This is a genomic window from Sphingomonas sp. Leaf25, assembly GCF_001421635.1.
Classification (GTDB): Bacteria; Pseudomonadota; Alphaproteobacteria; order Sphingomonadales; family Sphingomonadaceae; genus Sphingomonas.
This window is the reverse complement of the sequence record NZ_LMKU01000013.1, coordinates 1-1,284: the sequence shown is the minus strand read 5'-3', so window position 1 is coordinate 1,284 and position 1,284 is coordinate 1. Positions and strand designations below refer to the sequence as shown.

At 62.1% G+C, this 1,284-nt stretch carries 1 protein-coding gene; it reads right to left on the bottom strand.

Annotated elements, in window-relative coordinates; translation table 11 throughout:
* Positions 1-62: 62 nt before the first annotated feature.
* Positions 63-1,198, bottom strand: a protein-coding gene (locus ASE78_RS07655; RefSeq protein ID WP_414886818.1) for an IS3 family transposase whose coding sequence is annotated in 2 segments (ribosomal slippage) — positions 63-931 and positions 931-1,198 — 1,137 coding nt in all. Because the reading frame shifts where the segments join, the coding sequence is not laid out codon by codon here.
* Between the last annotated feature and the right edge of the window lie 86 nt (positions 1,199-1,284).

Sequence of the window (1,284 nt, the reverse complement as noted above, 5' to 3'; positions counted from 1 at the left end):
GAGAGGTGGCTCGGTTCATCTGAACAGCTCGACGCGATTGCTAAGTGGAGCGTCCGCCGGTTTCATGCCGCTGCGAGAAGCGGCCGGTTGAAGTAGACGTGATCGGGCGTCCTGCGGTCAAGCGACGAGTGCGGGCGTCGGCCGTTGTAGAAGGCCAGATACCGGCCGATCGACGCGCGGGCCTCGCTGACAGAGGCATAGGCCCGCAGGTAAACCTCCTCGTATTTCACCGAGCGCCACAGGCGCTCGACGAACACGTTGTCACGCCAGGCGCCGCGTCCATCCATGCTGATTGCGATCCTCTCTCGCTGCAAGACGGCGGTGAACGCCATGCTCGTAAATTGGCTACCTTGATCGGTATTGAAGATCTCCGGCGCTCCGAAGCGCGTCAGCGCTTCCTCCAAAGCTTCGATGCAGAAATCGGTCTCCAGCGTGATCGACAGCCGCCAGCTGAGCACCCGCCGGCTGAACCAGTCGACGATGGCGATCAGATAGACGAAGCCGCGCGCCATCGGGATGTACGTGATGTCGGTCGCCCACACCTGGTTGGGCCGCGTCACCGTCAGCTTACGCAGCAGATACGGATAGATCTTGTGACCCGGTGCCGGTTTCGACGTGTTTGGCCGCCGGTAGATCGCCTCGATCGCCATCTTTTTCATCAGCGTGGAGACGTGCAGCCGGCCGACCTTGATGCCTTCTGCGGCAAGCAGGTCTCGCAACATCCGACTGCCCGCGAACGGGAAATCCATATGCAACGCATCGATCCGTCGCATGATCGCGAGGTCGGCAGCCGGGGTTGGCCGCGGCTGATAATAGACGCTGCCGCGGCTGATCCCCAACTCCCGCGCCTGCCGCTTCACTGGCAATGCGTGCGAACGGTCGATCAACGTTTTGCGCTCGGCAATAGTCCTGCTTTGCCGAGCGCTCCGGACAAAAAATCGTTCACCAGCGTCAGCTCGCCAATCTTGGCGTGCAACGTCTTCACGTCGATCGCAGGCTCCGCCGGTTCGCTATGGCCGTCCGACCCGAAAACCCCCGCTGCCCCTTCCAGCAACTGGCCGCGCCAGATCGTGATCTGGTTCGGGTGAACGTCGAACTGCTGCGCCAGCTCGGCCAGCGTCTTCTCGCCCTTCACGGCAGCCAGGGCCACCTTCGCCTTGAAGGCCGGACTATGGTTCCGGCGTGTTCGCTTCGTCATCTGATCTCCTGTTCGGCAGCCATGCTGGCCGCCTTCAGGCAGAAACTCCACTTAGCAGCCTGTCCAGATTTGCCGAGCCACCTCTC